General features: G+C 65.1%; 13 protein-coding genes. 7 read left to right on the top strand and 6 right to left on the bottom strand.

Translation table 11 applies throughout. From position 1 onward, the window contains the following. The first annotated feature begins 64 nt into the window (after positions 1 to 64). Both AAIH46_RS11660 and pdeM read left to right on the top strand, forming a co-directional pair. Positions 65 to 2611, top strand: a complete 2547-nt coding sequence (locus AAIH46_RS11660; protein ID WP_430306022.1) for a ligase-associated DNA damage response DEXH box helicase — start codon at positions 65 to 67, stop codon at positions 2609 to 2611. Between the two features lie 89 nt (positions 2612 to 2700). Then, positions 2701 to 3429 (top strand): ligase-associated DNA damage response endonuclease PdeM, encoded by a 729-nt coding sequence (gene pdeM / locus AAIH46_RS11655; RefSeq protein WP_430306021.1) that lies wholly within the window; start codon positions 2701 to 2703, stop codon positions 3427 to 3429. An 11-nt stretch (positions 3430 to 3440) separates the two neighbouring features. Here pdeM and AAIH46_RS11650 read toward each other — a convergent pair whose 3' ends face one another. Together AAIH46_RS11650 and AAIH46_RS11645 are read right to left on the bottom strand one after the other, a co-directional pair. Beyond that, positions 3441 to 4166, bottom strand: coding sequence for an anti-sigma factor (locus tag AAIH46_RS11650; protein ID WP_430306020.1), 726 nt, complete (start codon positions 4164 to 4166; stop codon positions 3441 to 3443). After that, a complete protein-coding gene (locus AAIH46_RS11645; RefSeq protein ID WP_430306549.1) occupies positions 4163 to 4705 on the bottom strand; it encodes a sigma-70 family RNA polymerase sigma factor in 543 nt (180 codons plus the stop codon). Before AAIH46_RS11645 ends, AAIH46_RS11650 begins: the two co-directional genes overlap by 4 nt. 223 nt (positions 4706 to 4928) lie before the next feature. Between AAIH46_RS11645 and AAIH46_RS11640 the strand changes: the two genes are divergently transcribed. Beyond that, complete coding sequence (locus AAIH46_RS11640; protein WP_430306019.1) at positions 4929 to 5717, top strand: DUF4394 domain-containing protein; 789 nt, start codon at positions 4929 to 4931, stop codon at positions 5715 to 5717. Between the two features lie 32 nt (positions 5718 to 5749). On the opposite strand, the gene AAIH46_RS11635 is transcribed toward AAIH46_RS11640, so the two are convergent. The 3 genes from AAIH46_RS11635 to AAIH46_RS11625 form a co-directional block, all read right to left on the bottom strand. Beyond that, positions 5750 to 6559: a TIGR02186 family protein gene (locus AAIH46_RS11635; RefSeq protein WP_430306018.1), complete on the bottom strand. Its 810-nt coding sequence runs from the start codon at positions 6557 to 6559 to the stop codon at positions 5750 to 5752. Continuing rightward, positions 6556 to 7485: a sulfite exporter TauE/SafE family protein gene (locus tag AAIH46_RS11630; RefSeq protein ID WP_430306016.1), complete on the bottom strand. Its 930-nt coding sequence runs from the start codon at positions 7483 to 7485 to the stop codon at positions 6556 to 6558. Before AAIH46_RS11630 ends, AAIH46_RS11635 begins: the two co-directional genes overlap by 4 nt. A 232-nt stretch (positions 7486 to 7717) precedes the next feature. Then, positions 7718 to 11461 (bottom strand): peptidoglycan-binding protein, encoded by a 3744-nt coding sequence (locus AAIH46_RS11625; protein WP_430306015.1) that lies wholly within the window; start codon positions 11459 to 11461, stop codon positions 7718 to 7720. Positions 11462 to 11860: 399 nt separating this feature from the next. Here AAIH46_RS11625 and AAIH46_RS11620 point away from each other — a divergent pair, with 399 nt between their 5' ends. The 4 genes from AAIH46_RS11620 (at position 11861) to AAIH46_RS11605 (ending at position 17685) form a co-directional block, all read left to right on the top strand. Further along, on the top strand, positions 11861 to 13654 hold the full coding sequence (locus AAIH46_RS11620) for an acyl-CoA dehydrogenase C-terminal domain-containing protein (protein ID WP_430306014.1): 1794 nt from the start codon (positions 11861 to 11863) through the stop codon (positions 13652 to 13654). Between the two features lie 207 nt (positions 13655 to 13861). Beyond that, entirely contained in the window at positions 13862 to 15070 is a 1209-nt protein-coding gene (locus AAIH46_RS11615) for an acetyl-CoA C-acetyltransferase (protein ID WP_430306013.1), read from the top strand. A gap of 2 nt (positions 15071 to 15072) precedes the next feature. Further along, entirely contained in the window at positions 15073 to 15456 is a 384-nt protein-coding gene (locus tag AAIH46_RS11610; RefSeq protein ID WP_430306012.1) for a cupin domain-containing protein, read from the top strand. A 15-nt stretch (positions 15457 to 15471) separates the two neighbouring features. Further along, on the top strand, positions 15472 to 17685 hold the full coding sequence (locus AAIH46_RS11605) for a 3-hydroxyacyl-CoA dehydrogenase NAD-binding domain-containing protein (protein ID WP_430306011.1): 2214 nt from the start codon (positions 15472 to 15474) through the stop codon (positions 17683 to 17685). 70 nt (positions 17686 to 17755) lie between these two features. Here AAIH46_RS11605 and AAIH46_RS11600 read toward each other — a convergent pair whose 3' ends face one another. Continuing rightward, on the bottom strand, positions 17756 to 19162 hold the full coding sequence (locus AAIH46_RS11600; protein WP_430306010.1) for a PepSY-associated TM helix domain-containing protein: 1407 nt from the start codon (positions 19160 to 19162) through the stop codon (positions 17756 to 17758). Positions 19163 to 19204: the final 42 nt, after the last annotated feature.

The raw sequence follows: 19204 nt of genomic DNA, 5'->3' as shown, positions 1-19204 counted from the left end.
CCCCATCCCACATTTCGCTTCTCCCCGGCTTCTCTTTCCCGTCCAAGCCCTTACCTTATGAGGCGTGGACAAAACCCTCACTGAGCGCCCGACCTTTGACCTAGCTCTTCTTCCCCGGCCATTCACGAAATGGTTCGGCGAAAAGGGCTGGCAGCCGCGTCCCCACCAGCTGGAACTGCTGGCCCGGGTGAATGCCGGCGAAAACATGCTGCTGATCGCACCGACCGGCGCCGGCAAGACGCTGGCGGGCTTTTTACCGTCCCTCACCAGCCTCGTGCGCCGCGGCAAGATCCCGCCGGGCTCCGCCTTTACCGGCATCCACACGCTCTACATCTCGCCCTTGAAGGCGCTGACCGTCGATATCGAGCGCAACCTGATGAAGCCGGTGAGCGAGATGGGGCTGTCCGTCACGGTCGAGAACCGCACCGGCGATACGCCTCAAGCCAAGCGCCAGCGCCAGAAGCTCAACCCGCCCGACATTCTGCTGACGACGCCCGAACAGGTGGCGCTGCTGCTGGGCAACAAGGAGGCGGAGCGGTTCTTCAAGGACCTGAAATACGTCGTGCTCGACGAACTGCATTCGCTGGTCACCTCCAAGCGCGGCCATCTTCTGTCGCTCGGCCTTGCGCGCCTGCGCCGCCACGCGCCCGGCATGCAGACGATCGGCCTGTCGGCGACGGTTGCCGATCCGATGGACCTGCAGCGGTGGCTTGTTCCGCAAAAGGCCGGCGAGGCGGAGGAGCCGGCGCCGCCGGCCGGGCTCGTGCATGTGACGGGAGGCGCGCCGCCCCACATCAGCATCCTTGAGACCGAGCGTCGCATTCCCTGGGGTGGCCACGTGTCGGCCTATGCCATCGCCGACGTCTATCGCGAGATCAAGAAGCACGCCACGACGCTGATCTTCGTCAACACCCGCTTCCAGGCCGAATTCCTGTTCCAGGCGCTGTGGACGATCAACGACGACAACCTCGCCATCGCCCTTCACCACGGATCGCTCGATGCCGGTCAGCGGCGCAAGGTCGAGGCGGCGATGGCCGACAACCGGCTGCGCGCCGTCGTTGCCACCTCGACGCTCGACATGGGCATCGACTGGGGCGATATCGACCTCGTTCTCCATATCGGTGCACCGAAGGGCGCCTCGCGTCTCGCCCAGCGCATCGGCCGTGCGAACCACCGCATGGACGAGCCGTCCAAGGCGATCCTTGTTCCCGGCAATCGCTTCGAGGTGATGGAATGCCAGGCAGCACTCGATGCCAACTATCTCGGCGCGCAGGATACGCCGCCGGTAGGCGAGGGGGCGCTCGACGTTCTGGCCCAGCACGTGCTCGGCATGGCCTGCGCCGAGCCCTTCGATCCGCTGGAGCTGTTTGACGAGATCACCAGCGCCTCGCCCTATGCGGATCTAAGCTGGGAGATGTTCGAGCGCATCGTCGATTTCGTCGCGACCGGCGGCTATGCGCTGCGCGCCTACGAGCGCTATGCCAAGATCCGCAAGACGGCGGAGGGCCGTTGGCGGGTCTCCAACCAGCAGGTGGCGCAGCAGTACCGGCTGAACCTCGGCACCATCGTCGAGGCGACGGAGCTCAACGTGCGGCTGGTGAAGCGCAATGCCAAGGGTGGCCTTGGCCGCGGCGGCATGTCGCTCGGCAAGGTCGAGGAACAGTTCCTCGAACAGCTGGTGCCGGGCGATACCTTTCTGTTTGCCGGCAAGGTGCTGCGGTTCGAAGCCATCCGCGAGAACGAATGCTTCGTCTCCAACACCTATTCCACCGATCCGATGATCCCGACCTATGCCGGGGCCAAGTTTCCGCTCACCACCTATCTCGCCGATCAGGTGCGCAGCATGCTTGCCGACCCCGACCGCTGGCATGTCCTGCCGGACCAGGTGCGCGACTGGCTGGCGATCCAGCGGGAGCGTTCGATGATCCCCAAGCGCGACGAGCTGCTGATCGAGACCTTTCCGCGCGGCAAGCGGTTCTTCATGATCGCCTACTGCTTCGAGGGCCGGCTGGCCCACCAGACGCTGGGCATGCTTCTGACCCGCCGGCTGGAGCGCGCCGGTGCGCGGCCGCTCGGCTTCGTCGCCACCGACTATTCGCTGGCCGTCTACAGCATGAACGACATGGGCGGCATGGTCGCCGACCGACGGCTCAGCCTCTCCGACCTCTTCAACGAAGACATGCTCGGCGACGATCTGGAGGAGTGGCTGGCGGAAAGTTATCTGCTGAAGCGCACCTTCCGCAATTGCGCCGTGATTTCCGGTTTGATCGAGCGCCGTCATCCGGGAAAGGAAAAGACCGGCCGGCAGGTGACGGTCTCGACCGATCTCATCTACGACGTGCTGCGCAGCCACGAGCCGGACCACGTGCTCCTGGAGGCGACGCGCAGGGATGCGGCAACTGGTCTTTTGGATATCGGCCGGCTTGGCGATATGCTGGCGCGAATCAAGGGGCACATCACCCACCGGGATCTGGAGCGCGTATCGCCGCTTGCGGTACCGATCATGCTGGAGATCGGCCGGGAAACGGTTCCCGGCGAAGCACAGGATGCGGTGCTGCAGGAAGCCGCCGACGAACTGATCGCCGAGGCGATGGGCGAAGGCCAGCATTAGACGGCGAGCAGCAATAGACGGCGAGGCGAGCGGTGCTCGACACATCGCGGGGCGGCAAGCGCCGGCCCTGCCACACACAGATGACGACGATGATGAATCAGAGACTGGCGTTTTCCGCCGCAGAAATGGCCAGCCCCGCAACCGCTGCAGAGATCGCCGTCAACGGCGTCGCCGCCCTGTGCGATCCGCTGGGCGCGCTGTACCTGCCCGATCACGACGTCCTGGTGGTGTCGGATCTGCATCTGGAAAAAGGCTCCGCCTTCGCCCGTCGCGGCATGATGCTGCCGCCTTACGATACGCTGGCCACCCTCAACATCCTGTCCGCCGTCATCCTCCGTTACGATCCGAAGGTGGTCGTTTCGCTCGGCGACAATTTTCACGACCGTCGCGGATCGGCGCTGATGCCCGAGGCGTTCCGGCAGATGATCAACGGCCTGGCGCGCGGCCGCGACTGGATCTGGATCAACGGCAACCACGATCCGGACGGCACGGTCGATCTGCCCGGCCAGTCGGTCGACGAGCTGGTCTATGGTGGCCTGGTCTTCCGGCACGAGCCGAGCCTGGTTGCCGGCCGCGGCGAGATTGCCGGACACCTTCATCCTTCGGCAACCGTTGGCCGGCGCGGCAAATACGTCCGGCGCCCCTGCTTCGCGACGGATGGCAGCCGCATGGTCATGCCGGCCTGCGGCGTGCTGAGCGGCGGGCTGGACCTGAAGCACAAGGCGATGCACGGCCTGTTCGACCGCTCCGCGCTGATCGCCCATCTGCTCGGCCGCGACCGCATCTATTCGGTACGGTTCGACAGCCTGATCGGATAATCCCACCGCTCCTACCGCGTCAGCTTGGCCAGCCCCTTGGCGAGGATCGGTCCCGTCGGGCGTCCCGTCGGCGAACCGCCCTTCGGCTCCAGCGTGATCTCGTAGAGCTGCGCGTCCTGCGGCAGCGGCAGCGGCGGCGGATCGAGACGCGCCGACCGCCGCTCATCAAGGAGGCCGATCGACACCGGCCCCATGTCGCGCGACGGCAGCGTCCAGACCTGCATCGTCCGGTCGTCCGGTACGCTGACGTCGTTGAGCAGTCGGATCACCGCCCGTTCCGAGCCGAAATCCTCGACCACGGCCTGCACATCGCCCGCCTCGTTGACGAGCACCGCCACCACCAGCGGCTCGACCGTGCGGGTCACGCTGAAGGTCAGCCCCGCCGCCAGGATCAGGCTCGCCGCAAGTCCGGCAAACGCTCCGGCACGCCAGCGCCAGACGCGGTTGTCGTTGGCCGCAGCAGCATCCGGTCGGGCAACCTCTGCCGCAGGAGCCGTCACAACATCCATTGGCTGCTGTCCAGGGAGTTGCGCCTCGATGCGCGCCCACAGATCGGCCGGAAAGTCAGTGGGGGTCGCCGTCATGTCGAGCGGCAGAAAACGTTCGCGGGCGGCCGCGACTGCCCGGCTCAGCGCCGCGTTGCGCTGCAGTTCGGCCTCGACTTCTGCGGTTTCGGCCTCGTCCAGCAGCCCCAGAACGTAGTCGTCGGCGATGGCGGGAAGATCTTCAAACGTCATGCCATGCACTCCCGAAGCGAGGCGAGGCCGCGACGGATCCAGCTTTTCGCCGTGCCCAGCGGCAGGCGGAGGCGGCCGGCGATCTCGCCGTGGCTGTAGCCGCCGACATAGGCCATCAGGATGCCCTTGCGGCGGGTGTCGTCCAGCGTCTGCAGGCAGGTTCGCAGGCGGCTGTTGCGATCGAGTGCGGCGAATGCGGAGAGCACGTGCTCGATCTGGTCGGCGTCGCGCATTGCGTCCAGCCGCTCGGTGTCGACGAGATCCTCGCGCTTTGCGTCCCGCAGGAGGTTGAGCGCCCGATTGCGGACAATGGCGTGGATCCAGCCGCGCGCCGAACCACGGTCGGGCGCGTACTGGTGTGCCTTGGTCCAGATGGCGATGAAGGCTTCTTGAACCACCTCTTCGGCTAGGTCGCGGCGCTTGACGATGCGCTCGGCGATCGCGACCAGACGGCCCGCCTCGCGATCGAAGATCCGCTTCAGCGCCTGCCGGTCGCCACCGGCGCAGGCAGAAAGTTCGCGTTCCAGACCGTCCGCCATTGCCTCCAATGCCACCACCTCAAGCTCCTCGGGCCGTCGTCGCCTTGCATGTCTCATAACCCGATACGCCGGGCAATGCCGCCCCGGATGCAGGTGCCGCAAAAAATTCCGAAAAATATTCCGGTCCGCTGCATCCAGAGGCCGCCGCCCGTGTGTCTTCGATACAGGAAGGCATTCGGCGACGTCGATTGCGCTCCTTCAAACAGTCAACGGGAGAACTGACATGAGACTGACCCACACCGCGCTGATCGCATCCACCGTGCTTGCCGCTTCGGCAGGCGCCGCATTCTCCGCACCGGCCATCGGCCTGGTCGGCGACAAGACGCTGGTCATGTTCGACACCGATAAGCCGGCCGTGTCGCAGAGCATGGACGTCGAGGGCGTGACGAAGCTTGTCGGCATCGATCTTCGCCCGTCCAACAACATGCTGGTCGGCGTCACGGCTGACAGCGTCATCGTCACCATCGACATGAAGACCGGCAAGGCGACCGAAGTTGCCAGGATGGACAAGCCGCTGACCATCGGCGACGCGCCGGTCGTCGTCGACTTCAACCCGATGGCCGACCGCCTGCGCTTCATGACCGGCACCACCAACCACCGCGTCCACCCCGATACCGGTGCCGTGACGGTCGACGGAAGCCTCGCCTTCGAGGAAGGCGACATGCACAAGGGCGAGATGCCGAACATCGCCGCCGCCGCCTACACCAACAGCCATGGCAAGCCGGAAAAGACTGCGATGTACAACATCGACGCAACGATCGGCGGCCTGATCCAGCAGACCAAGCCGAACGACGGGACGCTGAAGTCGATCGGCAAGCTGGGCGGCACCATGAAGCCGATGACCTACGCCTTCGACGTGCAGACCACGGCAGACGGCAAGAACACCGCATGGCTGGTCGCCGACAACATGCTGCACACGGTCGACCTGACCTCCGGCAAGGCCACCAAGTCCGCCGACATCACCGGCACCAGCGGCCAGATCCGCGACATCGCCATCCTGCCGGCCATGTAATGCACCATGGGGTCGCCCTTGTGGCGGCCCCGTCAATCCTTGCGGAACACCAGACTGGCGCCCCAGCCGGTGACGATGGCGATCAGGATGCAGACGAGGCCGTAGCCGATCGGCTCGTTATGCGCGGCATCGGTGATCGCCTGCTCGAGGCCGGTCTTGACCACCCTCAGCGGCAGGTCCTTCTGCATGATCAGGTCGCCGGTCTTGAACAGGTAGGCATGTACCGTATGGACGCCGTCCGGCACATTGGCCGGCAGGCGCAGCGTGGCGCGAAACAGGCTGGGGCTGACGAAGCGCACGCCGGTCGTGTCGCGCTGATAGAGACCGTTCGACAGCTTGAGACGGCGATAGGCCTGACGGAAATCGGTCACCGCCCCGGCGTTACCGACATAGCCGACCGGCGAGAGTGTCAGGTGATCGATGCCGACGCCGATACGGTTGAGCGACGGCGTGCCCTGGATGTCCTCGAGTTGGCGCGTGCTGGCAATCGAGTAGGATTCCGGCACCTGCTCGAAGATCATCGACTGGGTGTTCATCCAGATCCCGAACACCCGCTCCTTGCGCCGGACGGTCGCCAGATCCCGCGGTCCCTCCAGCGTCACCACCACATCATACTGGCCGATCGCCAGGAACAGCTCGTCGGCATTCGTCAGCGCCCCGAAGATCGTCAGGTCGGCGCCCCGGAAATCCGAGGTGATGGCGATCTCGCCGGTCGAAGTACCGATTTCCAGCCCCTCGCGGACAGTCGGCATTTCGCTGTTGAGCAGTTGTGCCCCGGCGGGCAGCGAAACAAGCGTTGCGGCAAGCAGCAGCAGGAGACGGGTGAGGCGTCGGCGGATCATCGGCTGGAAAACCCTCCGACCGAGATCGAGTAGATGTCGTCCGGGGTCAGCACCAGGTCGACCGCCAGGCGCAGGCCAACGGCCAGCACCAGCATTCCCAGCAGTGCCCGCAGCTGTTCGCCGCGCAGTTTCTGGCCGACCCGGACGCCATACTGGGCGCCGATCACGCCGGCAACCATCAGGATCGTCGCCAGCACGATGTCGACCGAATAGTTCGTCGCCGCCTGCACCAGCGTCGTGTAGGCGGTGACGAAGATGATCTGGAACAGCGATGTCCCGACCACCACATTCGTCGGGATGCGCAGGAGGTAGATCATAGCCGGCACCATGATGAAGCCGCCGCCGACGCCCATCACCGAGGTCAGCACGCCGATGCCGAAGCCGAGCGCGATGACCGGGATGGCGGACAGGTAGATCTTCGACTTCTTGAAGCGCATCTTCAGCGGCAGCCGGTGGACCCAGTTGTGGTGTCCGGGTCGCTTCAGCGGCAGCGGCTGATTGCGGGCGGCGCGGCGGAGCGCGCGGATGCTTTCGGCCAGCATCAGGCTGCCGATGGTGCCGAGGAAGACCACGTAGAGCAGCGAGATGATCAGGTCGAGCTGGCCGAGGCGGCGCAGCCAGGAGAAGATCCAGACGCCGACAGTGGCGCCGGCAAGGCCGCCGACCAGGAGCACCGAGCCGAGCTTCATGTCCAGCGAGCCGCGGCGGAAATGGCTGATGGCGCCGGACACCGACGAGGCGACCACCTGGTTGGCGCCGGTGGCGACCGCGACCACCGGGGGAATGTTGTAGAAGATCAGCAGCGGCGTGATCAGAAAGCCGCCGCCGACGCCGAACATGCCGGAGAGAAATCCGACTGCCGCCCCCATGCCGAGGATGATGAAGATGTTCACCGAGAGCTCTGCAATCGGCAGGTAGACAGTCACGGGCGCCTCACGACAAGCAAAAGCTTCGCCGTCGCGGGCGGAGCGCGAGAGAGGGTGGACCGCCCGTTGCGGCGTAAACTGTGTGCCGGATCAAGGATCTGGCAGATCCCGAACCGGTCACTCCGTCATGACCTGCGGGCGGTCCGCGAGTCAATTCCTAAACGCGCCGCTGGCGGGCCTTTCGCCGACACCGACGCCTGAGATTGGCGCAAACGACCGAAAGCGTGACGCCTCAGGCGCCCTTCGCCTCGTTCTGTTCAAGCAGCTTTCTCACCAGCGGTTCGCTGATCGTGCCGTCCTCGGCAAGGCCGTTCTTCTTCTGGAAGGCCTTGATCGCCATCACCGTCTTCTTGCCCATCATTCCGTCTGCCGTCCCGGCCTGGTAGCCGTTGCGGTTGAGGATCGCCTGGATGTTGCGGATCGCCTTCTCCATGTCGATCGATGCGGTGGTCAGGCTCTTGCCAACCCATTCGTCGGGCAGGTTGACGCTGTTGGAACGGTCGTCGAGCGGCTGTGCCTTCCACTGCTCCACCTTGGCGCGGGCGCTCTGCAGCTGCTCCGGCTTCAGTGCATTGGCCACTTCGTCACGCTTCTGGGCGGCATCCTTGTCGCCACCCTTCGCCGCGATGGCGAACCACTTGTAGGATTCCTCGAGGTTCTGCGCCGTGCCGTTGCCGCGCGCATAGAGGATGGCGAGGTTGAACTGGCTGTCGGCAACCCCGAGATCGGCCGCCTTGCTGAACCACTCGACGGCCGCCTTGTAGTTGGCGGTGCCGGTGGCGCCGGAGGCATAGAGGACGGCGAGATTGTGCATCGAGCTGGCATTGCCGGCGCGGGCTGCCTCTTCATAGAGGCCGGCGGCCTTGGGCAGGTCGCGTGCGACGCCCGTGCCCTTCTCATAGAGGTTGCCGAGCCGGTACTTGGCGGGCGAGAAGCCGCGGTCGGAGGCCAGCTGGTACCAGTGTGCCGCCTGGGCGAGGTCGGTGGTGACGCCGCGTCCCTCGGTAAACCGCGAGCCGATCTCGAACAGCGCCTGGGCATCGCCCTTGGCTGCAGCATCCGACAGCGATTTCGGCGCGATGGTCGCAGGGATTTCGATGGCCGGAGCATCGGCGATGCTGTCGCCGGCGGCCAGGTCCGTGCCGGCCGTTGCCATCGCTTCTGCAGCGGCGCCGGGCTCGACAGCCAGCGGATCGGCAGTGGCGGCAAGCGGTGCCATCGCGACAGTGCCAACAGGGGTTGCGGTGGAGGTGGGGGCCTGTTCGGCCTCCGTAGAGGCGGCAGTCGTGGTCGGCTGCTGGACGGCAGCCGGAGATGCCTCTGAGGTTTCCGGAGCGGCGGCCTCCGGCGCGACGGTCGGGGTCTGCGTGTTGGATGCGGCGGCGGGTGCCGTCTTGTCGCCGCGGGTAAGGGTGCTGACGAGCGGCATCGCCATCATCGCCAGGAGGATCGCGCCAACCGCCATGAGGATAGGCCGGCGATGACGGGCGAGCACGCCCTGCAGTCCGGCTGCTTGCGGCTGCGGAAGGCGGCTGGCGGCCTTGCCCTTGGCGCCGCGCTCCTGTCTGACGGCCGGATCGACCGGAATGGCGCGTGTCGGTTCGGTCTCCTGCGCCGCTGCCTTGGCGGCCCGACGGGCGGCAGCGATATAATCCACCCGCTCGCCGTCATCGTCCTGCATGGCGGCAGTGGCGCCCTGGCTATTCATCGCCTGGCTGGCGCGCACGCGCTCGAGGATCTTGCGCACGTCGGGCATTCCCGAGCCGGGTTCGAGCAGCTCGTTTTCGTTGCCGTTCCCTTCAGCAGGCTCGACGTCGAGCACTCCGGCCGGATCGATGGAGGGCGTCGGCTGAACCACGGCGCGGGCAGGCTTGGGCGCGTCTGCCTTGCTGCCTGGGCGAAGGCGCTTCGTCAGGCCGCCGAGCAGGCCCTTGCGGGCGGGCTCCGGCTCGGCATGCGACGGGTGCTCCGTCTCCAGCAGTTCCAGGTTGACGGCGGTCTCGGACATCAGTTCGTCGTTTGCCCTGGCCAAAACGCCGCGCGGATCGGAAGCGGTGTCGACCGCGGCTGTCGCCGCCATGGGCGCCATTGCCGCGGGTGCCGGCTGCCGGTCGCGGGTCTGCGCCGAAAGCATCGAGCCGGCCCGTGGGACGAAGTGGTGCTCCATCGTGTCCAGTCGCTCGGCGATCTTGACCAGCGTGCGGTGCACGCCGTCGAAGGTCGCCTGCGTGCGCTCATCCGTATTGCGGGCGAGCGCTTCCAGGTGCCGCAGGTCTTCGGCGAGCCCAACGAAGGTCGCCGCGTCCGGTCCGGTCATGCCACCGGCCTGGCCGTTGCGGGCATAGGTTTCGATCACCGATTCCGCCGCATGGCGTGCCGCTTCGAGAACGTACTCGTCGCTGGTGGCCATGTAGGTCTCGATCGACGCCATGCGCTCGTCGAGGTCGTTCGGCAGGGCAAGGCCGCCCTCATGCCGCGGTTCGCTGAGCAGGGTGGAGAGGTGGGCGATCTGCTTTTCGAGATTGCGGATCGACTGGTTGTCGCCCTGCGGCCCAAGCGACACCTCGTCGAGCCGTGCGGCAATCTCGTCCAGCCGCACTTCCAGGCGACCGAAGCCGCCGTGGGTGGAACCATCGGCCGGCGACGGCAGGTAGGCGAGGTCGTCGATACGGCGGGTCAGCGCATCCAGCCGCTCACCGAGATCCTGGCCCTGCTCGCCCGCCAGCGCATCAATCTTGCGCGACAGGTCGGCGAGGTAGCCAGTCAGCTCGGCCTGCGAGCCCTGCATCAGGTTCGCCGCCAGTTCGTCCAGTCGTTCCTCGAGGCGATGTGCGTCCTGCACCTGCGAAAGGCCGTCGAGACGGTCGGTCAGGCCGGCGACCCGCTCCTCAAGCCGGCGCAGCAGCGCCTGTTCCTCAAGTTCGGAACTGCGCGACCGGCCGCTGACGGCAACCGCCCGGCTGATCTCGTCGAGCCGCTGGTCGAGCTGGGAGAAATGGTCGGTGTACAGATCCTGGCCAGTACCGGGGCGGGCGTTCAGCTCCTCGACGGCCGCTGCAAGCATCAGCACCTTGTCCTCGAGTGTCCGCAGCGCGGGGCTGTCGGCCATGGTCCCGAGTTCCGCCTTCATGCCGTCGATGCGATAGGCGAGCGCGATCAGCTCCTTCTGGATGCTGCCCGTGTCGAGATCGAGAAAGCGATCTTCCAGGGCGTCCCAGCGAACTTCCATGTGCTGGATCGAATCCCGCGTCGCCAGCCCCTCGATCATCTGCCTCAGCTCGTCGAGATCGGCGCGCAGGTCGGCGGCACCGGACGGCGCGCGGCGGCTGAGCCCTTCGACGCCTTCGGCCAGTCGAACAAGTTCCTCGCGCAGATCCTGCGTCAGGTGACCGTCGCCGGAGATATCGCGGATCGAGTGAATGTCGCCGCGCAGCGTCTGCATTTCGCGAGCGATGCTGTCGGAGATGTCACGTTTCAGTTCCTGGCGCAGTTCGGCCAGCGCCCGGGCGATATCATGCACGGCCGGCTGCGGCTGCGGCTGGGTCGCTCGGGTGGCGAACACGTGCGGTTCGGCGTAGGGCGGGCGCACATCGGTCGCCGCAGGCGGGGCGCGACGTGGTTCAGCCGGCGGCCGCGGCGGGACGATGGGGTTGGACTGAGCTGCCGGTGCCGGCTGCGGGTCGACCGGGACATCGCGGCGAACCGGCTCCCGCTGGGCATCCAGCAGGCGCTGGCGCTGGCGGATTTCCTCCAGCATGCCGGTGTCGATAAGCAGCGGCTTGTCATCGACCGGTGCCGTCTTGCGGTCCAGGTGTCGGGTCGCCTCCGCCACCCGCTCGGACGGCGAGCGGGGCTGGCGTCCTGATGCCTTCAGAAGGCCCTCGATCCGCGCCTCCAGCCCCTCGATGGTGCGGTTCAGCGCGTCGAGCGACGAACCGTCTCCACGAGGCTGGGAATGTAACCGTGATCCGTTCATATCGATCTCGCTTCGGCTGCGCGCGTCCCGAGGGAATTTCTGATGCTTCAGGCGTCGGTCCGAAAAGTGTCGGCATCGGCATCTCGGCGTGGCTGCGGCCTTGAACCATTCGTTCGCGGCGCGCCATGCGCGGGCTCGGTATCCGTGCTTCCCGGCAGCCGAAGCGCAAGACGCCACGACGTAGAGGCATCATGTCGCGAAACGTAGTTAATACTGCGTTAACGCAGCGTCAGGTTTTGCTTCCGGGCGCCTAATAAACGACCTCAGGTTGAGGAAACGCAGAGGACGAAATATCCAGGATGCGACGCTTTGACGGGATTGACGTTTACGCGCACGTCAATATTTTGTAGAACCTTGAATGCCGGTGTGTCCGGCCGCTGATCTGGAGGAGTTCGCGCAATGCCCGTCTACAAGGCCCCGGTGAATGATAGCCTGTTCATCCTCAAGGATGTGCTCGGCATCGACCGCTACAACAATCTGCCGGGCTTTGCCGATGCGACGCCGGAAATGATCGAGGCGATTGCCTCGGAGGCCGCCCGTCTGTCGGAGGAAGTGCTGTTTCCGGTCAATTATTTGGGCGACCAGGAAGGTTGCGTGCGCCACGAGGACGGTTCGGTCACCGTGCCGCAGGGCTTCAAGCCTGCCTATGACGCCTATTGCGAAGGCGGCTGGATCGGGCTTGCCGTGCCGGAAGAATTCGGCGGCCAGGGCCTGCCCTATACGCTGCATGCCATGGTCGGCGAATATACATCCGCCGCCAACATGTCGCTGATGATGTATCCCGGCCTAACGCAGGGCGCCATCGCCGCGATCCTCGTGCATGGCAGCCAGCAGCAGAAGGAAACTTATCTGCCGAAGATGGTCGAGGGCTCCTGGTCAGGCACCATGAACCTCACCGAGCCGCATTGCGGCACCGATCTCGGCCTGTTGCGCACCAAGGCCGTGCCGCAGGGTGATGGATCCTACAAGCTCTCCGGCCAGAAGATCTTCATCTCCGCCGGCGAACACGACATGACCGACAACATCGTCCATCTGGTGCTTGCCCGCATCGAGGGCGCTCCGGCCGGTACCAAGGGCATCTCGCTGTTCATCGTGCCGAAATTCCTCGTCAACGAGGATGGCTCGGTCGGCGAGCGCAACGGCGTCGCCTGCGGTGCCATCGAGCACAAGATGGGCATTCACGGCAACGCCACCTGCGTCATGAACTACGACGATGCCACGGGCTACCTGATCGGCGCAGAGAACCGCGGCCTGAACGCCATGTTCGTGATGATGAACGAGGCCCGCCTCGGTGTCGGCCTGCAGGGTCTGGCGATCTCAGAAATCGCCTACCAGAACGCTGTCGCCTACGCCAAGGATCGCCTGCAGGGCCGCTCGCTGTCAGGTCCCAAGGCGCCGGAAAAGTCGGCCGATCCGATCATCGTCCATCCGGACATCCGCCGCACGCTGATGACCATCAAGGCCTTCAACGAGGCCGGCCGCGCCTTCATGCTGTGGACGGCGCTGAAATCGGACATCGCCCACCGCTCCGCCGACGAGAAGGAGCGCCAGGACGCCGACGATCTGCTCGGCCTTGCGACCCCGATCCTCAAGGGTGTCCTCACCGACAAGGGTTTTGACCACGCGGTGATGGCCCAGCAGGTCTATGGCGGCCACGGCTACATCGAGGAATGGGGCATGAGCCAGTATGTCCGTGATGCCCGCATCGCGATGATCTACGAAGGTGCAAACGGCATTCAGGCGCTCGATCTCGTTGGCCGCAAGCTGGCGCTGAACGGCGGCCGCGCGGTGATGGCGGCATTCAAGGAGATCGGTGATTTCTGCGAGGAGAACCGCGACAACGAGCAAATGGCGCCGTTCACCAAGGCCCTGAAGAAGGGCTTGAACGACCTGCAGGCCTCCACCATGTGGTTCATGCAGAACGCCATGGCCAAGCCTGACAATGCCGGTGCCGGCTCCACCGACTACATGCACCTGTTCGGCATCGTCATGCTCGGCTACATGTGGGCGAAGATGGCAAAGGCTGCGCAGGATCTGACGGCCGCCGGCGACGAACGCACCGATTTCCTCGCCGCCAAGCTTGTCACGGCGCGCTTCTACATGGACAAGATCATGCCGGAGACGCAGCTTCGCAAGGTCCGCATCGAAGCGGGCAGCGACACACTGATGGAACTGGCCGCGGAAGCGTTTTGAAATAGCCCCTCACCCTAACCCTCTCCCCGCAGGCGGGAGAGGGGACGTGGCACACCACAAGGGTCTAGGTGCAGGAAAACGGTGACGCACATCCCTTCTCCCCGTCCAGACGGGGAGAAGGTGCCGGCAGGCGGATGAGGGGCAACCCTGCGGCTTCCGCGAGTGAAATCGATGCGGCGCCCTGCGCGCCAGCAAGGGAGAGAAACAATGACCGAAGTCTTCATCTACGACCACGTGCGCACGCCGCGCGGCCGTGGCAAGAAGGATGGATCGCTGCACGAGGTGCCCTCCGTCCGGCTCGCCGCGAAAACGCTGGAAGCCATCCGCGACCGCAACGGGCTCGACACATCGACCGTCGACGACATCATCATGGGCTGCGTCGATCCGGTCATGGATGCCGGCGCCGTCATCCCGAAGGCCGCCGCCTTCGAGGCCGGCTATTCCAACAGGGCGCCCGGCATGCAGATCTCGCGCTTCTGCGCCTCGGGTCTGGACGCCGTCAACTTCGGCGCCGGCAAGGTCATGGCAGGCTCCGACGACATCGTCATCGCCGGTGGTGTGGAATCGATGTCGCGCGTCGGCATGGGCATGTCCGGCGGCTCCTGGTACATGGACCCCTCGGTCAACTTCCCCGGCTACTTCATGCCGCAGGGCGTATCGGCCGATCTCATCGCCACCAAATACGGGTTCTCGCGCGACGACGTCGATGCCTATGCGGTGGAAAGCCAGAAGCGCGCCGCCAATGCATGGGAAAAGGGCTATTTCTCGAAGTCCGTCATTCCGGTGAAGGACCAGAACGGCCTGACCATCCTCGACCGCGACGAGCACATGCGGCCCGAGACGAACATGCAGTCGCTGGCAGCCCTCAATCCGTCCTTCCAGATGCCCGGCGAAATGGGCGGCTTCGAAGCCGTCGGCCTGCAGGCGCATCCGGAAGTCGAGCGTATCACCTATGTCCACCATGCCGGCAACTCGTCGGGCATCGTCGATGGGGCGGCCGCCGTCCTCCTCGGCTCGAAGGCCGGCGGCGAGGCGATGGGCCTGAAGCCGCGCGCCCGCATCAAGTCCTTCACCAATATCGGTTCCGACCCCGCGCTGATGCTGACCGGCCCGGTCGACGTGACGGAAAAGCTTCTGAAGCGCACCGGAATGTCGCTTGCCGATATCGACCTGTTCGAGCTGAACGAAGCCTTCGCTGCCGTCGTGCTCCGCTATATGCAGGCGTTTGAGATTTCCCACGACAAGATGAACGTCAACGGCGGCGCCATCGCGATGGGCCATCCGCTCGGCGCCACCGGCGCGATGATCCTCGGCACGGTTCTGGACGAGCTGGAGCGCCGCGATCTGAACACCGCGCTCGTCACGCTCTGCATCGGCGCCGGCATGGGCACCGCCACCGTCATCGAAAGGGTCTGACCATGAGCTTCAACACCGGCACCATCGAAGACGAATACGCCCATGTCGCCGACCATTGGTCGCCGCGGGTCATCGCCGACCTGAACGGCCAGAGCCTCAAGGTGGCCAAGGTCAAGGACCAGTTGACCTGGCACTCCCACCGCGACGAGGACGAGCTTTTCCTGATCTGGAAAGGCGCGCTCACCATCGAATATCGCGACCGGCCGCATGTCCACCTGAAGGCAGGCGATTTCCATGTCGTGCCGAAGGGTGTCGAGCACAATCCGGTTGCCGCCGAGGAATGCTGGATCATGCTGTTCGAGCCGTCCGAGACGAAACATACCGGCGATGTCGTGGTCGAAAAGACCAAGACACTGGATGCGCAGCGCAGCCATCTGTCGGCCTGAGCGGGAGGAGAACCCATGACCTACACCAATTTCACCGTCGAGATCGACGCAGACGGCATCGCCCTCGTCACCTGGGACATGCCCGGCAAGTCGATGAACGTCTTCACCGTCGAGGTGATGCAGGAGATTGATGCGATCGTCGATGCGACCGTCAAGGACGAGGCCGTCAAGGGTGTCGTCTTCACCTCCGGTAAGCCAACCTTCTCCGGCGGCGCCGATCTTACCATGATCCGCGGCATGTTCACGCTGCTCCAGGAAGAGCAGGCGAAGAACCCCGAAACCGCCATGCAGAAGCTGTTCGACGAAGCCGGCCGGATGACCTGGCTGTGGCGAAAGATCGAGACCAACGGTAAGCCCTGGGTTGCCGCCATCAACGGCGTGTGCATGGGCGGCGCTCTGGAACTGTCGCTCGCCTGCCACGGCCGCGTGGTCTCCAATGCCAAGTCGGTCAAGCTGGCGCTGCCGGAAGTCAAGGTCGGCATCTTCCCCGGCGCCGGCGGCACGCAGCGTGTATCGCGTCTCGCCAACACGCAGGATGCCCTGCAGATGATGACCACCGGCCAGACGCTGACGCCGAGCCGCGCCAAGGCCATGAACCTCGTCCACCAGGTGGTCGAGCCGGACCAGCTGGTGACGGCCGCCAAGCAGATGATCAAGGATGGGCTGAAGCCCATCGCGCCGTGGGACGAAAAGGGCTTCAAGGTGCCCGGTGGTGGTATCTGGACGCCGGCTGCCGCTCAGCTGTGGCCTGCCGCTCCCGCGATCCTGCGCCGCGAAACTGCCGGCAATTATCCCGGTGCGCTCGCCATCCTCAAATGCGTCTATGAAGGGCTGCAGCTGCCCTTCGACACGGCGCTGAAGGTTGAGCAGCGATATTTTGCGCAGATCCTGCGGACGACCGAGGCCTTCTCGATGATCCGTTCGCTGTTCATCTCCATGCAGGAACTCGGTAAGGGCGCCCGCCGCCCGGCCGGCATCGAGAAGAAGAAGCTCCAGAAGATCGGCGTCGTCGGCGCCGGCTTCATGGGCGCCTCGATTGCCTATGTCACGGCCGCCGCCGGCATTGCCGTGTCGCTGATCGACCGCGACGAAGAGGCTGCCGCCAAGGGCAAGGCTCATTCGGAAAAGCTGGTGGCGGACCAGGTCGGTAAGGGGCGGATGACCAAGGAGGATGGCGAGAAGCTGCTCTCCCTGATTACCCCGACCGCCGATTATTCCACCCTTGCGGATGTCTCGCTTGTCGTCGAGGCAGTCTTCGAGGACCGCCAGGTGAAGAAGGACGTCATCGAAAAGGTCGAGGCCGTGCTGCCGGAAGGCGCGATCTTCGCCTCCAACACCTCGACGCTGCCGATCACCGGTCTTGCCAAGAACTCGAAGCGGCCGAAGCAGTTCATCGGCGTGCACTTCTTCTCGCCGGTCGAAAAGATGATGCTGACCGAGGTCATTCTCGGCGAGGAAACCGGTGACGAGGCTCTGGCCGTGGCGCTGGATTACGTCGCCCAGATCAAGAAGACGCCGATCGTCGTCAACGATACCCGCGGCTTCTACGTCAACCGCTGCGTCTTCCGCTACATCAACGAAGCCTATGACATGCTGATCGAAGGCGTACCGGCCACCATGATCGAGAATGCCGCCAAGATGGCCGGCATGCCGGTCGGCCCACTGTCCTTGAACGACGAGGTCGCCGTCGATCTCAGCCAGAAGATCATGAAGGCCTCGATTGCCGATCTGGGCGAAGCCTCGGTGAAGCCGGAGCACATGGCGCTGGTCGACAAGCTGGTGAACGATCTCGATCGTCGCGGCCGCAAGAACGCCAAGGGCTTTTACGATTATCCGGCAAAGCCCGCCAAGAAGTCGCTATGGCCGGGCCTCAAGGACCTCTATCCGCAGAAGCCGGCAGCGGACGTGGATGTGAACGTGCTGAAGCAGCGCCTTCTCGTCACCATCGCTTTGGAAGCGGCCCGCACCATGGAAGAGGGCATCGTCACCGATCCGCGCGAGGCCGATGTCGGCTCCATCCTCGGCTTCGGGTTCGCGCCCTATACCGGCGGCACGCTGTCCTACATCGACGGCATGGGGGTCAAGACTTTCGTGGCACTCTGCGAGACGCTGGCTGCCCAGTACGGCGACCACTTCAAGCCGACGCCGCTGCTCATCGACATGGCCGCCAAGGGCGACACCTTCTACACCCGCTTCGATCCCTACGGCGCGGTGGAGAAGGCGGCGTAAGTCACCACTGCCCCATTGATGTTGAAACAGGCCCTCCGGGGCCTGTTCCGTTCTTACAAGCGCTCTGGGCTCAGGCAAACACCCGGCGCAGTGGCGCGACATTGCGGATGATCATGAGGTCGATGACAATCATCGCCAGGATCAGTAGGCCCGACAGCGGAAACAGCACGCCGAAGACGATCGCCATCCCCCACAGCGCTCCATAGACCCGCCGGCTGGTCGGGTAGGGCGGCACGCCGAGGCGGCCGGCCGGCCGGCGCTTCAGCCACATCACGACTGCGGCGACCGAAGACAGGATGATCGCCAGGCACGTCGCCAGCATCAGGAACTGGTTCACCAGCCCGAACTCCTGGCCCATGTGGATGTTGATGCCGAGTTCCGTCAGCTTGGCGAGCGAACCATAATCGGCGTAGCTGATGTCGACGATCGGCTCCCCGGAAAACTGGTCGATGTGCATCGTCCGCGCCTTCTGCAGGTCGTCCGGGAAAACGGCGGCGGTATAGACGCCCTTGTCATCGGCCGGAACCGTCACCTCGAACCCCGGCGCAAGGCCCCGGACACGGGCCGTCTCGACCGCTTTGTCGAGCCCGATCGCCTGCATGGGGGCAGTCGGCTGCATGTGCATGTGATCCATCGCAGCGGGCATGGCCGTCGATACCGGCATCGGCGACTTTTCCATCGTCCAGCCGACGGTCGCCAGCGCATGCTCGGCGTGCTCGCCCGAGGTTGGCACATTGTCCCAGAGCGCGGCCGGATAGCCGGTGCCGGTGGCCGTCGCGATCTCGGTCAGCTTGCCGCCCCAGAACGACGACCATGGCAGGCCGGATAGCGCGAGGAATGCGATAAGCACGCCGGCAAAGGCGCCGGTCACCGCATGCGTATCGCGCCAGAAGACGCGCTTTGACGGTGTACCCCGAACGCTGACGACACCGCCTGACTGCCGGCGTGGCCACCAGAGATACAATCCCGACACGACGAGGATAATGGCGAAGCCCGCCATCGCCTCGATCACCCGGTTCGCGTAGGCCCCGAAATATTGGAGGCTGTGTAGCTTGCGGACCACCTCGTTGAACTCGTTGGTTTTGGCGACCCTATCGAGAACCTTGCCGGTGTAGGGATCGACGAAGACATAAGTGGTGCCGCCATCGGCGCGCAGCGAGATGCGTGCCGATCCGGTCGGGCCCGACGGCTCCCGGTAGGCCGCAAGCGTCGAGCCTGGCACGCTGGCCGTGGCCGTGTCAGCGAGCGTCATGGGTGACAGCGGGTGCGTCGCTTGCTGGGTGACGACATTGCGCCAGGCGAACGCGGTGTTGTCGATCTCGTCGCGGAACAGGTACAGCGAGCCGGTGACGGCAAGCAGGATCATGAATGGCACGGCGATCAGGCCGGCATAGAAGTGCCAGCGCCAGATGGCACGGTAGGTGTCGATGGACAGCGTCGAGACGCCTGCCGGCGACGATGCGAAAATTTCGGTCATGTGAGAAACCTCGAAACCGGAACACGATGCGCCCGCGCGGCC

This window comes from Rhizobium sp. 0TCS1.26, from assembly GCF_050455525.1.
GTDB lineage: Bacteria > Pseudomonadota > Alphaproteobacteria > Rhizobiales > Rhizobiaceae > Neorhizobium.
This window is presented reverse-complemented; position numbering and strand designations above follow the sequence as displayed.